Genomic DNA, 16,613 nt, shown 5'->3' with positions numbered 1-16,613 from the left:
GCTGTCGCTGGCAAGCGATGAAAAGGTGGCTGCGCGTTGCCACTGCATGGCGGCAAGCAGGGCAAAGATCTTGCCCTCGCTGGAGCACCTGAGGCGATCAAAAAAAATCTTCCAGATGCGCAGCGCACAGGCTGCCTTCATACGGTTGCCAATACACCTTGCCGCGGTTGTTGACGGCACGCAAGATGCCATGCCTCAGGCGTCCGGGGCAGTTGTTGTGGGCACCAAAATCATCGATCCAGACAATGCTGGCGCTCTCTTTTCTTGCTTGCTCGCAAATATCCAGATAAGTGGTGGCATACCAGCGCTGCACATTGCTGGATGCCTGCTTCATGCGCTTTGCAGGACGGTCGGCATTCAGGTTCCAGCGCTGCAGGTACTGGGCGTTGGTACGCTCGGGCAAGTCAAGCTGCTGGCGCTGCAAGATCAGTTGCTGCATGGCTTCCAGCTGCCACAGCAAAAACGGCAGGCCATGGTCGGCGGGCTGGGTGCTGACCAGTTGCACATAGATGTCCTGCTCCTGTATGGCCGACAAGGAGCGGCCTTCGCCAGGTTTGCGGCCTCGCTCGCGCACAAGGACAGCGCTCCATCCCCCTTCCAGCCAGGCTTTGTGGGCGGCAATGATGGTTGGTGTGGACAGGCCGGTCGCCTTGCCGACCTCTTTGAGCGTTTTGCCTTCAAGCCGCAATTTCACGGCTTGAATTCGCAGTGGATTGATTTCCTGGACACTGAGTTTCTTACCAACAGCCATGCGCATTCCTGTTAAACATTCACTCGCTTATTCGCGAAGATCCGGACGCATTTACTGTCGGCCTGTCCTCTGATCGGCGCATAGGCCAAACGGACCACATGAATAACAAAACAGGAGATTTTTGTGACTCAGACTCGAAGCGCACTGCTTGAAGACGTAATGGCCATCACCCGTGAAGCGGGTGCTTTAATCATGAAGATCTACCGCTGCGACTTTGAGGTACGGGGCAAGCAGGATGCATCGCCCGTGACTGAAGCCGACGAAAAGGCCGAGCGCCTGATTCTTGAGCGTCTGGGCGCCTTGCAGTCGCAGTTTCCCGTCGTCTCCGAGGAGGCGGCTGCAGCGGGATATGTGCCTGAGATGGGGCAATGCTTCTGGCTGGTTGATCCTCTTGACGGGACCAAGGAATTCATCAACCGCAATGGCGAGTTCACAGTCAATATCGCGCTGATCGAAAATGGAACCCCTGTGCTGGGTGTCGTTTTCGCTCCAGCGCTGGATCGTATGTACGCGGGAGCCATAGGACTTGGCGCATTGCTGGAGGTGCAGGGAAAGCGCCAAGCCATCGAATGCAGAAGCATTCCGGAGGATGGCCTTGATGTGGTGGCCAGTCGTTCACACGGCGATGCCGATGCGCTTGATCAGTTTCTCAATGGGCGCTTGGTGCGGTCACTCAAAAGTGCAGGCTCATCGCTCAAGATTTGTCTGATCGCAGAGGGAGAGGCTGACCTCTATCCACGCTTGGGGCGCACCATGGAGTGGGATATCGCTGCGGGTCATGCGGTGCTGGCCGCGGCAGGCGGCCAGATTCATGCGCTCAATGGAGATGTTCTGAGCTACGGCAAGCGAGATTTGAGTAACCCTCATTTTTATGCCTGCTCGGCAGATTACCGCTGATTTCAAGCTTTCGCACAGCATTGCCTCCCGCCCTGAATGCCCTGAGTGCGAGCACTCAAAACCTCTCTGTTCTCCGATAGATGAACTTTGCTGCGACGCTAATTCGAGCTTGCCTGCTTTGCGGGCTGCTGATGAGTGCAGCCTGTGCCGACAAGGCTGCGTCTCGCCAACCCGTCAAAATCGTTGTCGGATTCGAAGCCGGTGGTGCTATGGATACCTTGGCGCGTGCGTTTGCAACCCAGCTCTCAGCGCGATTGCAGCGTTCCGTCTATGTGGAAAACAGAGTGGGGGCAGGTGGAGCCATTGCCGCGAACTATGTTGCGAAATCCAGGCCTGATGGAAATACGTTGCTCTTGGCGTCGCCTGCCGAGATCTTCATCAATCCCATTTACACCAGAAGCCAGGGGTCGGGCGAAGTCGCTGACATGGTGCCGGTGGCCAAAATTTCCTCTGCTCCTATTGTTCTTGCCACGCGTGGCGACTCCGCAATACATCAACTGAGTGATATCGCAGCTGCAGCACAAAAAAAATACCTGCTGCCTGAGTTTCGCATCCTCAGGAATTGGCAGCTTGCAGCATTTGGTGGGAGAGAGCTTGGGCAAAGCCCTGGGTGTGGAGCTATTGCATGTTCCATACGGGGGAGCTGCTTCCGCAACTGCAAGCCTGATGAGCAATCAAGTGGACCTGCTCTTTGCGGGGCTTGCTCCCATAGCCCCCCATCTGCAAAGCCAAAAGATGCACGCAGTGGGCATTGCATCGGCCCACAGGTCTAGGCGTTTCTCCGATATTCCTACGTTTCAGGAGAAGGGGCTCCAGGGCGTCAGCTTTGAATACTGGCAAGGAATCTTTCTTCCAAAGGGAGCGTCCTCCGAACTGGCTCTATTTCTATCCGCCGAGATCAATAACGTGATCAAAGACACGGGCTTTGTGGATCAACTAGAAAATACAGGCTTTGAGGTTGCATACAAGGACTACAAGCAATTCAAAGCATTTTTGCAAGCTGAAGATCAGAGCTACCGAAGCTTCTTTGAGAGAGACGGTGTTTTATATTGACCCCATGAATTCTTTTGGGGCTCAAACTTAACTAGATCATTGGATGTAGAAATCGTCGCGCAGGATCTGCTCTTGCTCAGTTTGAACGGCAGCATGGAGTCTGCTGCGCTTGTTCCAGAGCCCTGATGGCGGACCTCAAGCAAATAATCGGGCTGGAACTGACATTCATGGTCTCCTGCTGGCCAGAAACCTGGCGTTGACGGTAGCTCGCGATGCGGACATGAGCAGCAACCATCGTTGCCAAGCTACGGCAGGGGGATTTCCGTCCTTTGAAGAATATCCGGCGATGGGACATGAGGCTTAAACGAATAAATGACGGGAAGTCGCTGATCAAGAAAGACATCAGAAGCAGCCGCGATCAGGGCCTCATTTGCCCGCGGGTTGTTTCGGACAAGCCATTGCGCTGCACATGCTGGACCAGAAAATCAAGAAATATCCGGGTCTTGAGAGGCAGATGTGTGCGGTGTGGGTAATAGGCATAAAAGCCAGGAAAGCTTGCCCAATAGGGTTTCAGCACTTCAATCAACTGGCCTGTTTTGAATGCGTCGGTCATGGATTCGCGCCAGCCGGTAATCACCCCGATGCCATCAAGGGCCGCGCGCATGGCCGTGTCGCTATGGTTGACTGTCAGTGGCCCGCTCACGGAGCGCTCGCTCAGTTTGCCGTCGATATTGAATTCCCACTTGTAGAGTGCGCCGCTGCTGCTCATGCGGTAGTTGATGCATAGGTGCTGCTCCAGCTCGTCGGGGTGCTTGGGTGTGCCGTGTGTCCTGAGGTAAGCAGGAGATGCACCGAAACACATGGTCAGATCCTGTGTGAGTGGCACGGCAACCATATCGCCCTCCAGCGACTCGCCATTGCGTATGCCGACGTCAAATCCTTCTCGCACGATGTCCACAAAGCCGTCGTCATAGACCAGCTCGACGTGAATGTGCGGATGCATTGCAAAGAACTCGGCGAGCATGGGCTCGACGAGCACCTGGCCAGCAGGATGAGAGATGGTGAGGCGCAGCGTGCCGCCTTCGACGCCAGCTTGGAGCTGAAGATCCTCGGTCGCTTCGCGCAGATTGGTGAGAGCCGGGGAAATGCGTTCCAGATAGATTCTTCCGGCTTCTGTCAGGTTGAGGCTGCGCGTTGTTCGATCGAACAGGCGTACATCCAGACGGGTTTCCAGCTTCTTGATCGTCTGGGACAGGGCGGCTGGCGTGACCCCGATGGCGTGGGCGGCGTAGGTCAGACTGCGATGCTGAGCTACCTGCTCAAAGGCAGCCAGATAGGCGAGTATTTCGGGCTTCATGTCCTCTATTTTTAAGTAAAACTTAATAACTTAAATAGTCTGCTTGACTTTTTCTTTTGCATTGCCTGGCGCACACTGCCTCTGCTTCACGCGCTGCCCAGGTGCCTGCAGCAGTCACCGTGTCGAAAAGCAAATAAGAAAGCCCCCCATGCCTGTCAAATTCACTCTCAACGGCAAGCCCGCATCGGCTGATGTGGATCCTTCAACGCCCATCCTCTGGACCCTGCGTGACACACTGGGTATGACAGGGACCAAATTCGGTTGCGGCATGGCCATGTGCGGGGCATGCACTGTGCATCTGAATGGCCAGGCCATCCGTTCTTGCATCACGCCCATATCGGCGGCGCAAGGGCAAAAAATCGACACCATCGAAGCGCAGGCCGCAGACAAGGTGGGAAAGGCTGTCGAGGATGCGTGGGTTCGCAACGATGTGGCGCAATGCGGCTATTGCCAAAGTGGGCAAATCATGAGTGCGACCGCGCTGCTCAAAAGCAATCGCCAGCCCAGCGATGCGGATATCGATGCAGCCATGGCGGGCAATATCTGCCGCTGCGGAACCTATACACGCATTCGTGCAGCCATCCACGATGCTGCCAAAAACCTGTCGGCCTAAAAGAAGGAGCACATCCCATGCCTATTCCCAACCATCTTTTTGCCGATCTGCCCAAAGGTCTGCGTGCGCTGGCGGCTGACTCCATAGATGCAGGCCTAAAGCTCGAGCGGCGCGATTTCCTCAAGCTGGCGACGGCCTCGGGTTTCGCGCTGGGTGTATTTCCCGCGGCTGTGTCGGCACAAGCGAAGGGTAACGAACAGGTTTCTACAAGCGCACTCAAGCCTTACCAGCAGCCATCGGCTTTTGTGAAGATTGACCGCGATGGAGCGGTGACTATCACCATCAACCGTCTGGAGTTCGGCCAAGGCGTGCAAACCGGCCTGCCCATGGTGCTGGCCGAAGAGCTGGACGCCGATTGGTCCAAGGTGCAGAGCGCGCACGGCAATGCCGATCCCGCATATCTGGATCCGGTCATGGGAATGCATCTCACGGGCGGCTCCACTGCCATCAAGAACTCGTATGTCCAGTATCGTGAACTGGGGGCGCGTACTCGCTCCATGCTGCTGGCCACGGCTGCCAAGCGCTGGAGTGTAGACCCGCAGTCCTTGCGCACTCAGGCAGGACAGGTGATCGGGCCTCGGGGCAAGAAGCTGGGCTACGGCGAGTTGGCGGATGAGGCCATGAAGATGCCTGTTCCGCAGCAGGTGAAGCTCAAGGACGCCAAAGACTTTCGCATCATCGGTCATGCCACGGGACGGCTCGATGCACGCGCCAAGTCCAGCGGCAGACAGTCATACGGCATCGACATGCATCTGCCGGGTATGTTGACCGCAGTTGTGGCGCATCCGCCGGTGTATGGAAGCAAGATTCAATCGGTGGACGATGCGGCAGCCAAAGCCATCAAGGGTGTGCGTGCAGTGCTTCGTGTGCCCAGCGTGTGGGGGGGGCGAGCTGGTTGCGGTGCTGGCCGATGGTTACTGGCCAGCCAAGCAGGGTCGCGATGCCCTGAAAATCCAGTGGGACAGCGCAGCGGTTGGCAAAGTCGATTCGGCTCGGCAACTGGCGCAGTATCGTGAATTGGCCAAGAAGCCGGGCGCACTCAAGTTTGATGCCGATGTTTCGGCACTGAACGGTGCTGTTCACAAAATCAGTGCCGAATATGTCTTCCCCTACCTTGCCCATACGCCGATGGAGCCGCTGAACTGCACGGTGCGTGTGACAGGTGCAGGAAAGGATGCCAAGGTTGAGCTTTGGTTGGGCACACAGGCTCCGGGCTGGGAGGTTGCAACCGCTGCGCGCGTGCTTGGCGTGGCTCCTCAGAATGTTCGAGTCAATGTTCAGATGGCAGGGGGCGGTTTCGGCCGCCGCGCCAACCCGCGCAGTGACTACGTGGCCGAAGCCTGCGAGATTGCCAAGGCTGCCAGAACATCTGGTATTGAGGCACCGGTGCGCATGATCTGGAGTCGCGAGGACGATGTCAAAGGTGGCTATTACCGACCCATGCATGTGCATCGCGCCGAGATAGGTTTTGACGGTAAGGGAAAGGTGATCGCCTGGGATCATGTGATCGTAGGCCAGTCGCTTGCCAAAGGCACGGCGTTTGAAGGCTTCATGGTCAAGAACGGAGTGGACACCACGACGGTTGAAGGAATGAAAGAGCCGTACGACCTGCCGATGCGACTCTCGGTGCATCACCCCGAACTCAATGCGCCGGTTCTGTGGTGGCGCAGCGTGGGCTCCACACACACCGCTTATGTGATGGAGACCTTGATGGACGAAATCGCCCGAGTTGTAAAGCAGGATCCTGTCGCATACAGGCTGCAGCAGTTTGGCGACAGGCATCCGCGTCACAAGGCCGCGTTGCAACTGGCAGTCGAAAAGTCGGGCTATGGAAAGCGCCAACTGGCCGAAGGCAGAGCCTGGGGCGTGGCCGTGCATCAGTCTTTTGATTCGGTGGTTGCCTATGTGGTCGAGGCATCGATGAAGGACGGCACTCCCAAGCTGCATGCGGTTACAGCTGGCGTGCATTGCAATCTGGCGGTGAACCCTCGAAGTGTCGAGGCCCAGGTGCAGGGTGGTGCCTTGATGGGTCTCGGCATGTGCTTGCCTGGCGCGGCCATCACATTCAAGGATGGGCAAGTGGAGCAAGGTAATTTCAATGATTACACTGTGGCCCGCTTAACCGATATGCCCGCGATCACCGTGCATATCGTGCCGAGTGCCGATGCACCCACAGGTATGGGTGAGCCGGGTGTGCCGCCATTGGCCCCCGCTTTTGCCAACGCCATCGCCAAGCTGAGCGGTCATACACCACGCGAGCTGCCTTTCCCGAAAGCGTAAGAGCATGAGCTTGGATCGCTAGAAAAGCTCCTGCTGAGAAGATGTCAGAGTGACGAAATCCTCTCCGAGGGGGATCAAGATCGAGTCGGCAATCGGCTTGATCTGCTTCGCCAGATAGTGCTCGTAGTCGATGCGTGAGCGGCGGATTTCCAAAGGCTCAGGGCCATTCCTGGTCATGACGTATTGGATCCAGCCGCCGTTCTGGTACTGCCTGGGTCGCTCCACGCGATCGTTGTACTCATCGGCAATGCGGGCGGCACGGACCTGTGGTGGCACATTGGCCACGTAGGCATCCAGGCGATGCCGCAGGCGTTTGCGGTAGATGAGCAGATCATCCTTCTTGCCCGCCAGCGTCGAATGAGCGTACTCGATGACGAACTCGCGGTAAGGGGCACCTTGGAAGACGCGCGAGAGCAAGCCCTCCTGGAACTGCCGCGCCAGCGGTGTCCAGTCGCTTCGCGCCATTTCAAGGCCGCGGTAGATCATCGATTCGTTTCCGGCGGCGTCTACACTCAGGCCGGCATAGCGCTTCTTGCTGCCGACGTCCGAACCGCGGATGGTGGGCATGAAGAACTTCTTGTAATACGTGTCGAACTCGATCTCAAGAAAGCTCTTCAGGCCTTGCTCTTGCTGGAGGGTTTGAATCCACCACGCGTTGATGTCCCGGGCCAGCTTGGCTGCCACGGCATATGCCTCTTCGGTGCTATGGGGCCTCTTGAGCCAAATAAATATGGAGTCCGTGTCTCCATAAATAACCTCGTAACCGCGCTCTTCAACCAGATCCCTTGTGAGCTTCACCATTTCGTGGCCACGTAAGGTAATGGCTGAGATCAAATCCGGATTGAAGAATCTGCATTCTGACGCGCCTAGTACCCCTGCGAATGAGTTCATCACCAGCTTGAGCGCTTGCGACAGTGGTTCGTTCCTGGCGCGTTTGGCCTCATCTCGGGCCTGCCAGAGGGTAGTCACGATTTCCGGAAGACAGTGTTTCTCGCGAGAAAAGAGCGTGCCCCTTGGGCCTTTGATCAAGAGCTCGGAAGAGCTCGCATGTCGACCCTCTACCAAACCCACGGGGTCAACGAGGAAAGTGCGAATGATTGATGGATAGAGACTCTTGTAGTCCAGAACCACGACGGAGTCGTAGAAGCCAGGCTTGGAGTCCATGACATAGCCACCGGGGGATGACTTTCCTTGAACATCGCCCACGTTGGGCGCGACATACCCCATGCGGTGCATGCGTGGCAAATAGTGATGGCTGAATGCAGCAATGGAGCCACCGAACTGGTCGAGCTGCAGGCCCGTGGTGTGGGCGCGCTCCATCGCAAACTGCAGCAGCTTCGCCTTTTCGAAGATTCGTAGAACCAGCTCGCAGTCGCGTATGTTGTAGGCGGCAAGAGCGGGCTTGTCTAGCTGGTAGCGCCGCTCGATTTCCGCCATCTTGTCGTACTCGTCTCCGATGTCCTTGCCTTCGCCCAGAAGCTCTTGCGCGACGTTCTCGAGGCTGAAGGACGGGAAGCTCCAGACCGCGGCCCTGAGCGCTTCAATCCCGTCAACGACAACTCGTCCAGGCATGGGAGCAAACAGATAGCCTTGTTTGCCGGGATGGGTTCGCCATGCAATGGGCTTGCGCTCACGCCCAAGGAGTAGCGGTGTTGCACATTCGTCTGCAGTTTTCTGCAGCACACGAAGGTCGAACTGAATGACATTCCATCCAATGATCACGTCCGGATCATTGCGTGCAAACCAATCGTTGAGCCTGTCAATCATGGCTTTGCGTGTTGTGCAATGAATCAGCTCGAAACCAGGCGTTCTTACGGGTTTGGCAGTAGGCTCACCCAGCATGAAAACGACGCGCTCCGCCATGCCGTCCAGTGCGATCGAATACAGATCTTGGTGCTGACTGGTCTCGATGTCCAATGACACGACCTTCAGAACCGGCCGGAAATCGGGCGCAGGAACAAGCTTGCAGTTCACCAGCGTCGCATGTTCTGTCCGCCCGCCTTGCAGCGTGACGCCCGCCGTGATGAAGCGCTCCATCAAGTAACGCTCATGTGGTCGAACATCAGCTTCAAGAAGGGGAATGCCTAGTTGCTGGAGAGTGCGTGCAAGTCGCCGTAATTGACGAAAACTCCTGGCATAGATACCCAAGACGGGCTCTTGCTGAAAACTCTTCAGGCCCAGTTCCCGCAATTCCACTCCAGCCAGGGGCGGGAGTTGCGCTTCTACCGCTTCTCTGTGCCGGGCCTCGACGAAAGCCACAGATTTCTGAGCAGCGAGGAGGACCTTCAGGGGGCCGCTATCGGTAGCCAGCCAATACTCAAGCTCGACGCCCGCCGGTGTGTCTCGCCAATTGCGAGTAAGGATGAATCCCTGGCGTTCTGGAGATAGCACGAAAGATGAAGTCAAGCGAATGTGACCGTCTTGAACCGGAGTTCAAGGCCCTGGCGGTGTGTGATGGCATGAGCTTGCGGAGCAAGCCACATGTCTCGAAAGAGGTGCCAATGAAATGATACCCAGCAATCATGACCACGTTTTTCCAACAGCGCCATGTCAACAGCACTCCAGGCGTTCCACAGATCTAAAGCGGATGGAGCAAATAGATGGAGTGATGCAAATGTTCCGCGAGGGCTGAAAGCCGTCATCAAGTTGTTGCCGATCAATGACTGCCTCTATCGATAGCAGCTATTGCGAGAGGCTTGGTCCGAAATTTCGAACTGGCGTGAGAGTTATACGAGGCGCCAGGGTTCGAGTTTTCAGGCCATATGCGAGGACGGATGGATCCAGAGGAGGGCGTCAAGCCAGGTCATCTGACATGGCAATATGCATTTTCAAGGCTTCTATGAATTGAGTCTCGGCAAGCTGTCGATCTGCGCCTCTCCGTAGCGCGACGTACATATTGAGGTGAACGGCTGGTTCGGTCAGCATCGCTATGTTCAAGCCGTGCTGCTGGCATTCCTCCATCATGAAGGAGGGTACGACCGCGTTACCCAGGCCCGCTTCCACCATGGCAATCATGGTGCCCAGAAAATTCATTTCTGCCCGCTCTTCCTGGCTTGCCTTGACGCTGGGAAGATGCTTGTCAATCAAGGCCTGAATCGGGTTTGACATCGGCAAAGCAATCATGGGTAGGCCATCCAGAGATTTCCATGTTCGGTTCTGGACATGTGTGTTGCGCCGCCTCTCTCCTGGGCTGATGCTCATGAGCCGGAATCTGCACACCGATTCTCTGAGAAGGCCAGCCGCAGGCTTCACAAAAAATGCCATGCCCATATTGGCATGTCCTTCAAGAACGGCTTGCCGAACGGAATCGAGGCTGCCATCCATGACCTGGATTCGCACCTCGGGATGTTTGCGTGCAAATTCAGCCACGACCTTCGGTAAAAGACAGGTCGCGATCACAGGCGTCGCGGCAATGGTCAGGGTTGACCGAGAGGCCAAGGTGCTGCCTTGTAACGCGACACCCAGTTGCCACAGTTCCGTCACCACTCTCTCGGCATAGGGCTGCAGCAGCCGGCCTGCGTCGGTCAATGCCACTGCACGTGTGGTTCGCTCGAAGAGCCTGACCCCCAATTGGCGCTCAAGCTCCTTGACCAGCATGCTGACTCCTGAAGGAGACAGATGAATGCGCTCTGCCGCTGCCGCAAAGCTGCCGCACCTGCATATCTCGAGAAACGCCTGCAGTTGACGGCTCCCGACATTAATCAGCTTTACTGATGAATTCACCAAAAATTCCCGTTTGATTCAAATCAATGGACGCGGTGCAATTGCAGCACAAAACACAAGGAGACACCATGCTTACACCTTCAATAGGAGGGCTGGCCCTCAGCCGCCGCAAGGCACTTATTACCCTGGCTGCCACAGCCACGACGGGCCCTCTCGGGCTTTCGGCATTCGCGAATACGCAGGCTCCTGTGCGGCTGGTTGTGCCATTCACACCAGGCACGGGTATCGATCTGATTGCTCGAGTCATCGGTCCCAAGCTCTCGGAGCGCTTTCAGCGTCCCTTCATCGTGGACAACAAGCCTGGGGCCTCGGGCAACATCGGTACCCTGGAGGTGGTCCGGTCCACTCCCGACGGAACGACTTTGCTTGTCACCGTGAACACATTGGTGATGAATACCGAGCTATATCCGAAGATGGGATATAGCCCGGTTCGCGATCTCAGCGCCATCAGCCAGACCAGCGTAGGTCAATTGGTGCTGGTCACGGGCTCTCAATCCCGGATCACGGATCTGAAGGAGCTCATCAGCTATGCACAGAAAAATCCGGGCATGCTGAACTATGGCTCGCCAGGTGCCGGAACCCCCCATCACCTGGCAACAGAGCTGCTCAAGAGCAAAGCCAGGATATCGCTCACACATGTCAGCTATCGCGGCACGGCCCCGGCCTTGACCGACTTGCTGGGCGGACAGATTGATCTGATGTTTCTCCCTATCCACGTTGCTTTGCAGCACATCAAGGCAGGCAAGCTTCGCGCGCTTGCGATCAGTTCAGACACGCCATCCCCGCTGCTGCCTCAGGCGCCCTCGCTGAGGAGTCTGAACCTGGGCGATATGAATGTGGACATGTGGTATGGCTTGTTGGGGCCCAAAGGCCTGTCTCCCGAGTTTGTGCGCAGCATCAACGAAGCCCTGAAGAGCATTCTTGCTCAGCCTGAAGTTGCCAAAGCCTTCGAGTCCCAGGGCATGACACCCCAGCACAGCACTCCCCAGGCCTTCCAAACCTTGATCGAAGCCGATGCCAGGCGCTGGGGCAATTTCATCAAGACCCAGGGCATTACGGCCGAATAAGCCAGCCATAACAAGAGGATCAAATGAATATGCAAGTCAATCAGACACAAGCGCCAGACAAGGATGCAGATGTAATCATCGTGGGCGGCGGCCCCGTGGGCATGGGGCTGGCTATAGAGCTGGGCCAGCGCGGTATCCGCTGTATCGTCGTGGAGCGCTACGCCAAGCCGCAACCGATTCCCAAGGGGCAGAACCTGACCCAGCGCACCATGGAGCATTTTCACGCCTGGGGTGCAGAAAAGGAGCTTCGCGCAGCTCGTACCATCCCGCCCGAATACGGCATAGGGGGCCTGACGGCCTACAACACATTGCTGGGGTCTTATTCTTACGACTGGCTTCAGCGCGATCTCGTCAAGCCTTATTACTTCACGGCGAACGAGCGCCTGCCTCAGTACGCCACGGAAGCGGTTCTGCGGGATAGAGCCGCTGAGCTGCCCTCTGTTGAAACCTTTTATGGCTGGAATTTCGATAGCTTGCGGCAGGACGACGAGGGGGTCAGCGTCACGGTGTCCGAAAAGAACGGATCGGATAGCAAGACGCTGCGGGCTAGTTATGTCGTGGGCTGTGATGGAGCACGCTCTGGCGTCAGGCAGCAAGCGGGCATCACCCAGACCAAGACCGATCATGATCGCCTCATGGTACTGCTCGTATTCCGCTCACAGGGACTGCACAAGTTGCTTGAGCGCTTTCCCGGCAAGTCTTACTACAACGTGCTTCAGCCTGAACTCAAGGGCTACTGGAAATTCTTCGGCCGCGTCGATCTGGGCAATACCTGGTTCTTCCATGCGCCAGTGCCACCGGGAACCACGGCAGACAACTTCGACTTCCAGGCTTATCTGGAAGATGCTGTCGGAGCATCTTTTGATGTCGAGTTCGAGCATATAGGCTTCTGGGATCTGCGCTTCATGCTTGCCGACAGCTATCGCTCAGGCCGGGTCTTTATCGCCGGGGATGCAGCGCACAGTCATCCACCCTATGGCGGCTATGGGGTGAACTCAGGCCTTGAAGATGCACGTAATCTCGGGTGGAAGCTGGCAGCCGTGCTGAAGGGCTGGGGCAGCGAAAAGCTGCTGGACTCCTATGACCAGGAGCGCCGTCCTGTATTCAGATCCACCATTGACGACTTTATTGCCAAGTCCATAGAGACCGATCACCAGTTTCTGGACAGCTTCGATCCAGAAAAGGATAGAAGTGCCTTTGAAGCAGCCTGGAGTCAGCGGGCAAATGGGGCCGCAGGTGAGGTTCATGCTTTCGAGCCCAACTATGAAGGCTCTCCAATTGTGCGCAGTGCTCGGGAGTCGGCCATCGGCAATTGCAGTGCCAAGGGCTCACACATATTCACCGCACGTGCCGGTCACCACCTGGCTCCAGCCGCGCTCGACGATGGCCGGAATGCATTCGAGCATTTGGGGGAGGGCTACACGCTGCTGGCAGCCGATATGCCTGCGCAAACGCTTGAGACGTTTCGATATGTTGCCGGCACCAGGCAGCTGCCTCTGACCATTGTTGAAACCGCAAAAACGGATGAGTTTGCGCGCTACGGGTCAGACTTGATACTGGTTCGTCCGGATGCATTTGTCGCTTGGACGAATAGCGAGAAATTCATATCGAACGAGGATGTGGAAAATCTGCTCAAGGCAGTCATCTGAAAGATCGAGAACAGCTCGATGCTCCCTCGCTTGAGTCGAGCCTGGGCTTGGGCGAGGGGCAGCCTTGGCTACCAAGACTGGCTTCCCGGTAGCAGGCGGCAGCGCAATCATGGCTGCCGGCTTGCAATACGCTCGGAAGTGCCCGGCTAGAGCGGGCAGGGTTCAGACAATCAGCGCGCGAGTCAACAAATCCACTCCAGCTAGGAAGTCGCCGATGTCCATGGCTTCATGCGGATTGTGCGAGCCATTTTCGTTGCGAATGAAGACCATGGCCGATGGCACGCCTGCATTGGCGAACACTGCTGCATCATGGCCGGCACCGCTTGCCATGCGCTCCAGTTTCATACCTTGCTCAGCGGCTGCTTCCAGACGGTTCAGCCAGCTTGCATCCATGGTGGCCGGTTCCGTGAACAGGCGCTCGTCGAACTCGAAACGCACGCCGCGGGCGCGCTCTATGGCCTGACACTCTTCGCGCATCAGGGTGTAGAAGCGCTCCAGCGTCTGGGTGTCCTGGCTGCGCACCTCGAAGCTGAATGCCACTTCGCCGGGAATGACGGAAACGGCATGCGATTGCGCCGAGGTGGAGCAAATGCCCGTGGTCATCACCATGTCCATGCCCATCTGCAGCAGCACGCGCCAGTGTTCGTCCATGCGTGACAGCAGTTCGGCAACCGCCAGCAATGCATCCTTGCGCAGCCAGCGCGGCACGGCGCCCGAGTGGCCGGTTTCGCCGATGCAGCGGATCAGGTTGTGACGGACGTTGCCGCGGATGCCTGTGACTAGGGCCACCGGCCAGCCGCGATTGACCATGACCGGCCCCTGCTCGATGTGCAACTCCAGATAGGCAGATATATTCGCGAGATCCAGCAGCGGCTCGGCGCGTTGAATGGCGTCGATATCGGCGCCGCAGCGCGACATGGCTTGGCTCAACACGCCTGCGCCATCGCGGTGAGGGCGTTTCAATGTGGCGGCGGGCAGCTTGCCCAGCAAGGACAGAGAGCCGAGGTAGGCCTTTCCATACCAGGCGCTTTCCTCGCCGCGCAGGGCAAGAACGCGCAGTGGCGGAGCCTGTTCGTGGCGACCGCGCAGCTGCAGCAGCATCAGCATGCCGGCGACAATGCCTGCCAGTCCGTCGAAGTTGCCGCCCTGCGGTACGGAATCGGCATGAGAGCCAACCACGACGTAGGGTTCCGTCCGGTTTTCCTCTGGCAGACTCAACCACAGGTTGCCGGCTCGATCCCATTCATGGTTCAGGCCCAGATCTTCGGCCCGCTCCTCAAGTATGCGCAGCGCAGCAGTCTCGCCTTCGCCGTAGCTTTCGCGAGTGACGCCAAGGCCGTCGCGGGTGGCATCGCGAATTTCAGAGAGCAGGGCTTGCGCGAGTGCGCTGGTATCCGTCATGGTGTTGCAGGCCATCATGCTCCGCTACCTCCGTGTCGGATGGACCAGTCCACGGGCGAGGCCGAGAAGTCCGCCAGCGTGGCCTTTTGCTCGGCACTGAGCTGTCCGCTCGCAAGCAGCGCTTCATGCAGCTGATTCCAGGTCGCCAGAGCATGCAGGGACAAGGCGTGATCGGCCAGGGTGCCTGCTTGGGGGGCATAGAGCGCATAGTCGAGCAGAACCAGCACGTCCTCGACCACGGGACCGGCGCGGCGCAGGGCGGCAACCGTCCCGGCCTTGGAGCGACCGTCTGTGGTGACGTCATCCACCAGCAGGACCTTGGCATCGGCAGGCAGGCGGCCTTCGAGCTGGGCTGTGATGTCCCAGCCGACAGGACGCTTGCGCAGATAGAGCATGGGCAGCTCAAGTCGCTCGGCCAGCCATGCCGCAAAGGCAATACCCGAGCTTTCGGTTCCCACGATGGCATTGATGCCGCGGGCTGCAACCAGTGGCCGCATGCAGCGGGCTGCGATGTCCATGATTTCGCTGCGCAGAGCGACATCGGACATCAGGACCTGGGCATCCACATAGACCGGGCTGGCCCAGCCCGAGGTGTAGATGAACGGTTGATGCGAAGCAATGCGTACAGCACCGAGGCCGACCAGGGCCCGGGCAACGCGTGGCGCGTCGGAAGCGGATAGAAGCATGAGCGTGTGTGTTGGCAAAGTGGGCATGTTAAGTAGGCAGGCTTGCGGCAAGAAGTGGCTAAAATTCCTCGAGCCGTTCCAAAACGTGATGGCTTGAGCTGCGCGTCTGGGTGTTGACCGCTGCGTCTTGTTTGAAATCCCTGGCTGCGCTTCCGTGCGCCTGCTTGTCATCGCCCCATGTCCGACTTCACTTCGCCGCGCAGCTTTTTGCGCCAGATAGACCTTTCATCGCTGGATCTGTTCGTGCTGATCTGCGAACACGGCAGTATTGCGCGAGCGGCCGAGCAGGGCGGCATGGTCGCCTCGGCGGTCAGCAAGCGTGTTGCCGAACTGGAATCCCTGGCCCGCACTCCCTTGCTGCTGCGCCATGCCCGCGGGGTGCGCCCGACCCCTGCCGGAGAGTTGCTGCTCGCGCATGCACGCACGATTCTTCTGGGTGTCGAACACCTGCGTGACGACCTTGGCGAATATGCGCGGGGCGTACGTGGGCTGGTGCGCCTCAGTGCCAATGCCTCCGCCGTGGAGCAGTTCTTGCCCGAGGATATTGCTGTCTTCGTGAAGCATCATCCCGATATCCGCATCGATCTGCGTCAGGCAACCAGTCGCTCGGTAGCGCGTGCTGTGCGCGATCACATGGCTGATCTGGGGGTCTGCAGTCCAAGCGACGAAGTCGAGGGCCTGGAGTCCATGCCGTACCGGCATGAACGCATGGTATTGATCATGCCCAATGACCACGCTCTGGCCCATCATCAGGAACTGGCCTATGAAGAAGCACTGGACTATGCCCAGATCGGTTTGCGCGACAGCAGCATCGTTCAGGAGGTGCTCAATCAGGAAGCCCGCGCCGGCCGACGAATGCTGCGCCAGCGCATCGAGGTCGACAGCCTGAGTGCCATGTGCCGAATGATCGAATGCGGGCTGGGTGTAGGCGTCATGCCCGAAGGCGCATACCAGAGACTGGGCGAGGCTCGTGCTCTGCATGCGGTGCCGCTGACCGATGCCTGGGCAGAGCGCAGCCTCAAGCTGTATGCCAATAGCTTTGCCGACCTGCCTGCGCCGGCCAGACATTTTGCGCAGGCACTGATGCCGAAAGAGTGAGGCAGGGGGGGGCGTGAAGCGCTAGGGGCGGTGCTTGCCGCTTGCAAAGCCATGGACAAGAGGCGCAGTCGGCTTGCACGGTCCAGGGGCCTTGGTTG

The 16,613-nt window shown here is 57.9% G+C and carries 12 protein-coding genes and 2 pseudogenes; 8 read left to right on the top strand and 6 right to left on the bottom strand.

The window, feature by feature from the left end:
• Positions 1 to 97: 97 nt before the first annotated feature.
• Positions 98 to 751: a helix-turn-helix domain-containing protein gene (locus V8Z78_RS01685; RefSeq protein WP_349730781.1), complete on the bottom strand. Its 654-nt coding sequence runs from the start codon at positions 749 to 751 to the stop codon at positions 98 to 100.
• 123 nt (positions 752 to 874) lie between these two features.
• Between V8Z78_RS01685 and cysQ the strand changes: the two genes are divergently transcribed.
• From cysQ to V8Z78_RS01670, 3 genes and pseudogenes are all read left to right on the top strand, one after another.
• Positions 875 to 1,648, top strand: coding sequence for a 3'(2'),5'-bisphosphate nucleotidase CysQ (gene cysQ / locus V8Z78_RS01680; protein WP_256630306.1), 774 nt, complete (start codon positions 875 to 877; stop codon positions 1,646 to 1,648).
• An 80-nt stretch (positions 1,649 to 1,728) separates the two neighbouring features.
• Positions 1,729 to 2,115 (top strand): annotated as a pseudogene (locus V8Z78_RS01675) (Bug family tripartite tricarboxylate transporter substrate binding protein); the annotation flags it as partial.
• 34 nt (positions 2,116 to 2,149) lie between these two features.
• Positions 2,150 to 2,701: a tripartite tricarboxylate transporter substrate binding protein gene (locus tag V8Z78_RS01670; RefSeq protein WP_349730780.1), complete on the top strand. Its 552-nt coding sequence runs from the start codon at positions 2,150 to 2,152 to the stop codon at positions 2,699 to 2,701.
• 358 nt (positions 2,702 to 3,059) lie between these two features.
• Here the strand turns inward: V8Z78_RS01670 and V8Z78_RS01665 are convergent, their stop codons facing one another.
• Positions 3,060 to 3,998, bottom strand: coding sequence for a LysR family transcriptional regulator (locus V8Z78_RS01665; protein ID WP_349730779.1), 939 nt, complete (start codon positions 3,996 to 3,998; stop codon positions 3,060 to 3,062).
• Positions 3,999 to 4,146: 148 nt separating this feature from the next.
• On the opposite strand from V8Z78_RS01665, the gene V8Z78_RS01660 reads away from it, so the two are divergent.
• Together V8Z78_RS01660 and V8Z78_RS01655 are read left to right on the top strand one after the other, a co-directional pair.
• The gene (locus V8Z78_RS01660; RefSeq protein WP_003070120.1) at positions 4,147 to 4,611 is read left to right on the top strand and encodes a (2Fe-2S)-binding protein; all 465 of its coding nucleotides are present in this window, start codon (positions 4,147 to 4,149) and stop codon (positions 4,609 to 4,611) included.
• A gap of 17 nt (positions 4,612 to 4,628) precedes the next feature.
• A pseudogene (locus V8Z78_RS01655) lies at positions 4,629 to 6,891 on the top strand (xanthine dehydrogenase family protein molybdopterin-binding subunit).
• A gap of 18 nt (positions 6,892 to 6,909) precedes the next feature.
• Here the strand turns inward: V8Z78_RS01655 and V8Z78_RS01650 are convergent.
• Positions 6,910 to 9,297, bottom strand: coding sequence for a DNA polymerase II (locus V8Z78_RS01650; protein WP_349730778.1), 2,388 nt, complete (start codon positions 9,295 to 9,297; stop codon positions 6,910 to 6,912).
• 387 nt (positions 9,298 to 9,684) lie between these two features.
• Complete coding sequence (locus V8Z78_RS01645) at positions 9,685 to 10,614, bottom strand: LysR family transcriptional regulator (protein WP_502878829.1); 930 nt, start codon at positions 10,612 to 10,614, stop codon at positions 9,685 to 9,687.
• A 68-nt stretch (positions 10,615 to 10,682) separates the two neighbouring features.
• Here V8Z78_RS01645 and V8Z78_RS01640 point away from each other — a divergent pair, with 68 nt between their 5' ends.
• Together V8Z78_RS01640 and V8Z78_RS01635 are read left to right on the top strand one after the other, a co-directional pair.
• Entirely contained in the window at positions 10,683 to 11,681 is a 999-nt protein-coding gene (locus tag V8Z78_RS01640) for a Bug family tripartite tricarboxylate transporter substrate binding protein (RefSeq protein WP_349730776.1), read from the top strand.
• 23 nt (positions 11,682 to 11,704) lie between these two features.
• Positions 11,705 to 13,330: an FAD-dependent monooxygenase gene (locus V8Z78_RS01635; protein WP_057092144.1), complete on the top strand. Its 1,626-nt coding sequence runs from the start codon at positions 11,705 to 11,707 to the stop codon at positions 13,328 to 13,330.
• Positions 13,331 to 13,492: 162 nt separating this feature from the next.
• On the opposite strand, the gene V8Z78_RS01630 is transcribed toward V8Z78_RS01635, so the two are convergent.
• Both V8Z78_RS01630 and V8Z78_RS01625 read right to left on the bottom strand, forming a co-directional pair.
• Positions 13,493 to 14,749 (bottom strand): hydantoinase/carbamoylase family amidase, encoded by a 1,257-nt coding sequence (locus tag V8Z78_RS01630; protein ID WP_003070096.1) that lies wholly within the window; start codon positions 14,747 to 14,749, stop codon positions 13,493 to 13,495.
• The gene (locus tag V8Z78_RS01625; protein ID WP_003070093.1) at positions 14,746 to 15,417 is read right to left on the bottom strand and encodes an orotate phosphoribosyltransferase; all 672 of its coding nucleotides are present in this window, start codon (positions 15,415 to 15,417) and stop codon (positions 14,746 to 14,748) included. Before V8Z78_RS01625 ends, V8Z78_RS01630 begins: the two co-directional genes overlap by 4 nt.
• A 177-nt stretch (positions 15,418 to 15,594) precedes the next feature.
• On the opposite strand from V8Z78_RS01625, the gene V8Z78_RS01620 reads away from it, so the two are divergent.
• On the top strand, positions 15,595 to 16,515 hold the full coding sequence (locus V8Z78_RS01620) for a LysR family transcriptional regulator (RefSeq protein WP_003070090.1): 921 nt from the start codon (positions 15,595 to 15,597) through the stop codon (positions 16,513 to 16,515).
• The last annotated feature ends 98 nt before the right edge of the window (positions 16,516 to 16,613 follow it).

Source organism: Comamonas sp. wu1-DMT, from assembly GCF_040187805.1.
Taxonomy (GTDB): domain Bacteria; phylum Pseudomonadota; class Gammaproteobacteria; order Burkholderiales; family Burkholderiaceae_C; genus Comamonas; species Comamonas thiooxydans.
Note: the sequence above shows the minus strand (reverse complement) of the source record. Positions and strands in the feature narration are given on the sequence as shown.